At 32.9% G+C, this 3,638-nt stretch carries 6 protein-coding genes and 1 pseudogene; all 7 read right to left on the bottom strand.

The features are described 5' to 3' along the window. A pseudogene (locus tag QNK89_RS00940) lies at positions 1–336 on the bottom strand (hypothetical protein); the annotation flags it as partial. Further along, positions 336–536: a DUF4494 family protein gene (locus QNK89_RS00935; protein WP_340169109.1), complete on the bottom strand. Its 201-nt coding sequence runs from the start codon at positions 534–536 to the stop codon at positions 336–338. The gene QNK89_RS00935 and the pseudogene QNK89_RS00940, both read right to left, overlap by 1 nt. A gap of 20 nt (positions 537–556) precedes the next feature. Continuing rightward, the gene (locus QNK89_RS00930) at positions 557–1,252 is read right to left on the bottom strand and encodes a GTP cyclohydrolase I (protein ID WP_340169108.1); all 696 of its coding nucleotides are present in this window, start codon (positions 1,250–1,252) and stop codon (positions 557–559) included. 37 nt (positions 1,253–1,289) lie between these two features. After that, on the bottom strand, positions 1,290–1,796 hold the full coding sequence (locus QNK89_RS00925) for a phosphoribosyltransferase family protein (RefSeq protein ID WP_340169107.1): 507 nt from the start codon (positions 1,794–1,796) through the stop codon (positions 1,290–1,292). 130 nt (positions 1,797–1,926) lie between these two features. Further along, complete coding sequence (locus QNK89_RS00920; RefSeq protein ID WP_340169106.1) at positions 1,927–2,730, bottom strand: 7-carboxy-7-deazaguanine synthase QueE; 804 nt, start codon at positions 2,728–2,730, stop codon at positions 1,927–1,929. Between the two features lie 2 nt (positions 2,731–2,732). Continuing rightward, a complete protein-coding gene (locus QNK89_RS00915) occupies positions 2,733–3,197 on the bottom strand; it encodes a 6-carboxytetrahydropterin synthase (protein ID WP_340169105.1) in 465 nt (154 codons plus the stop codon). Continuing rightward, a complete protein-coding gene (locus QNK89_RS00910) occupies positions 3,190–3,447 on the bottom strand; it encodes a thioredoxin family protein (protein WP_340169104.1) in 258 nt (85 codons plus the stop codon). Before QNK89_RS00910 ends, QNK89_RS00915 begins: the two co-directional genes overlap by 8 nt. Positions 3,448–3,638 lie beyond the last annotated feature (191 nt).

Below are 3,638 nucleotides of genomic sequence, written 5' to 3'. Positions count from 1 at the left end.
AGCATCAAGCACCTCAACAATATCGCCCGCTTCACAGGCAGCTTTATACTCTTCAAGTTCTTCGAGAATGAAGTCGTAAACAAACATCCATTCCTTAGTGTTTTCAGGTATTGTAGGTTCATAATTGTTTGGTTTTCCCATTGTTGCATTAAACTCTTCTACTTCGCTTACAAAGGGAACATACTCACCCTTAAACTTATCAACAATGCGTTGTGATATTATATTAGCCCATTCAATTTCAGGGACCATACTTAATTGATCTCTATCACGTAGTGAATTTAATAAGCCTAAACTATTACGTAGTTCTAATTCAATTAATTCTTTAAAATTACTCATTATACTAATATTTTAATAATACGAGACTTATTTACCCCCATAATTTCAAATTCACCATTCCAACCTTCATATTCCTTATAGATTTTGACTTCAGCTTCAGTAGCTGACTCAGCATCAATTAGAAATTGTTCTGTTGTTTTTTTTACTTTACCTCGTTCATCTTCTGTTTTGATAACGACTTTTCCTGTCCAATAACTCATAACTTTATTTATTTTAATTTTTATATTTGATGTCCACCATTATTTATTTTCAAGCTATCGAAGAATTCTTTACGAGACAAATTATCATTTTCTCTAAATACTCCTGATGCTTTAGTTGTAACCATTGAGGCACCTTGATGTTTAACGCCTCTACAACTTACACAATTATGCCCTGCTACTATTGTAATAATAACACCTCTATTACCTTCAGTAACTTTATCTACAGCATTGTGAATTGCTGATGTTAGTTGTTCTTGGATAGCACCTCTACGACCAAATAATTCTACAATTCGGTTTAATTTAGATAATCCAATTACTTGGCCTTCATCTCCAGCAATATAACCAACATGAACTACTCCTCCAATTGTTTGATGGTGGTGTGAGCACATACTGGTTAATGGTATGTTTCTCTCGATTATAATTCCATCATAACCATCACTTGGAAATGAAGTAATAGGAGACATTGCTGTGTAACGTCCCGCCCATAAATCATTTACATATGCTTTTGCTACTCGATTAGGTGTTTCCATTGAATTTGGATCATTTCTCCAATCACACTTTAAAGCATCTAGAAATTGACCATAAGCAATAGTTGCTTCATTAATCATTTCTTGTTTTTGATCACTATTAAGTGGGAAACCTTCAGCAACACCATTTGCGAAACCGGTTTGTACCACTTCTAATTCTTCGTGGATTTTTCTACGTTTGTTTTCCATTTATAACTTTTTATTTAATATAATATACGAACCCTATTTACAAAGCCCAAATTGAAGGTAAATTTCTGTTAAATCCTTTACTATCATCCATACCATAACCTATTAACCACTCATCATCTATTGTAAATGCTTTGTGAAGTTTTATTTTTTTAGGTTTTGGTGATGTTTTTCTTGTAACTAAAGCTACTATTGAGATTGAAGCTGGGTGTTTTACTTCTAAATATTCTATAACAGCTGCCATAGTATTTCCAGTATCATAGATATCATCTACAATATAAACATGCTTACCTTTTACAGGTGTTTCTAGGTCTTTAGTGATTTGTATATCGCCTTGTTTGCGTTTTGTATACGATTTAACGCGCATAAAATCACATTCCACCGCAATCGGCATAGCTCGAACTAAATCGCTGTAAAACGCAAAACAACCATTAAGTAAACCCACCATTATAACTGGTGTTTTATCCCCTCTATGGTTATCCGCAATTTGTTTACCTATAATTTTAGTTTGAATTTCAATATCTTTAGCTGTAATTAATTCCCTCATATATTTTTACTTTCTAATATTTCTCTTAATTCGTCTATTAGAGCCAGAACTTCTTCCGGCTCCATAGTAATAGCACAACACACTGAAACATTTTCCTCAATTTGGGTTAGTAGTTCTAGTGCTTTATTCATTATACTTGTCGCTTAGTATCATAAGCAATAATATGATCTCTTCCAGTCATATTATAACCATGCTCAGCACACATTTCAAATACTAAAGGATACATTTCAATTAATGTTTCTCTAGTATCACCAGCAGGCATAACAAATGTTTTGTCTTTTGGAATATTTAGTTTTTGCCTATAATCCTCTATTTCAGCAAGACCTTCATCTGTACCATCCCATACTGGTTTGTAATGATAATCAGTATGATAAGCCATAGTAGCTAATATAGCCTCTGTATTGAGGCGAAGACGATTATGGGTTTGAACCATTTTTTCATCTGTAATTGAACCATTTGGAGTCATAGCTCCTACAACTGGAACACTATTACTAAATTTAGGGGATAGTGAAATAAGACCAATTGGGTAATCCGTTTCTAAGTAATGAGAACCTTCAGTTTCAATAGTAATTAAAATATCTCTCTCATTTGCAAAGTGGGTTAATTCATTTACTAATGCCGGATGCATAGTTGGGCTACCACCTGTTAACATCATTTCTTTTACATGAGGGTTCTCATCGTAAATTTTAACAATGTCATTAAAGGTAAATCCTCCTTTTTCAGGATGTATTGAAGTATACCAACTATCACACCAACCTCCTTCACCAAAGAAACATCTATGTGTACATCCTGTAGTTCTAACAGCAATTGTAGGTCTACCAAAACGAGATCCTTCACTTTGAATACAACGATATACTTCAAGTACAGGAAGTACTTTATTATAATCTTCGATACGACCTAAAGGGGCCGTTTTATTCCATAATTTTGGGTTCATATTTACTCTACGTAATAAGCAGCATTTTTACCATGCTCCATAAATTTAACTTTTGTTACTCTAACTCTATTTTCAGTTTCAGTTTTCACAAATTCATTTAATTTATTAAATATATATTCAGAAAACTTCTCGGCACCTGTAGCAGGAATTACTCTAATTTGAGCTACTCCTGATTCTTCCATATCCTTAAAAGCGTCTAGGAAGGGATCATCTTCAGCAATGATTGTAGTATGATCAAACATATAATCCATCCAGGCTTTAGGTTGCATACCATCAATTAATGTTTTAGCACGCTTCATACCGCCAAAATCCCAAACCCAATTACGATCATCTAATTCACCTTCAAAATATACCTTAAAAGATATACCATAACCATGGATAAACTGACAGTGAGTAGTATTTGCTTTCCATTGACGGAATACAGTTGAAAATCCATCAAATACTTTACTTGATTGAAATTTACCCATTAAAAAACTCCATTACTTGTTGTTCTGTTTTAGCACCTACAAAACGTTTTACTTCTTGTTCATTTTCTACTAGGATTACAGTTGGAACACTTTTAATACCAAATCTAGTTAATGCATGGGCATCATGATCGATGTTAATTCTATTAATTTTACCTACATTTCCACTAGCTTCTAAACGATCCATAGTAGGACCAAATGTTTTACAAGGTCCACACCAATCTGCTGAGAAATACCATAATTGCTTGTTCATAATTTATTTATTTTAATTTAATTTTTATACTAATTCTTCTACTATTCCTATTATTTCACTTAATATAAGTAAAATGGTTGCGGTAACCAAACTAAAGGGGATAAAGCAATAACCCAATATTCTAACTCCTGATTTTATAAATGAAATAATTTTATGCCATTTTTGGTTAGGCATATGTTTAATATCACCGG

The sequence above is a fragment of the Lacinutrix sp. genome (assembly GCF_037625555.1).
Lineage (GTDB): Bacteria > Bacteroidota > Bacteroidia > Flavobacteriales > Flavobacteriaceae > Lacinutrix.
Note: the sequence above shows the minus strand (reverse complement) of the source record. Positions and strands in the feature narration are given on the sequence as shown.

Excerpts from the sequence above, each read along its gene's own strand:
- QNK89_RS00935 (WP_340169109.1), bottom strand. The coding sequence starts at position 536 with ATGAGTTATTGGACAGGAAAAGTCGTTATCAAAACAGAAGATGAACGA.
- QNK89_RS00930 (WP_340169108.1), bottom strand. The coding sequence starts at position 1,252 with ATGGAAAACAAACGTAGAAAAATCCACGAAGAATTAGAAGTGGTACAA.
- QNK89_RS00925 (WP_340169107.1), bottom strand. The coding sequence starts at position 1,796 with ATGAGGGAATTAATTACAGCTAAAGATATTGAAATTCAAACTAAAATT.
- QNK89_RS00920 (WP_340169106.1), bottom strand. The coding sequence starts at position 2,730 with ATGAACCCAAAATTATGGAATAAAACGGCCCCTTTAGGTCGTATCGAA.
- QNK89_RS00915 (WP_340169105.1), bottom strand. The coding sequence starts at position 3,197 with ATGGGTAAATTTCAATCAAGTAAAGTATTTGATGGATTTTCAACTGTA.
- QNK89_RS00910 (WP_340169104.1), bottom strand. The coding sequence starts at position 3,447 with ATGAACAAGCAATTATGGTATTTCTCAGCAGATTGGTGTGGACCTTGT.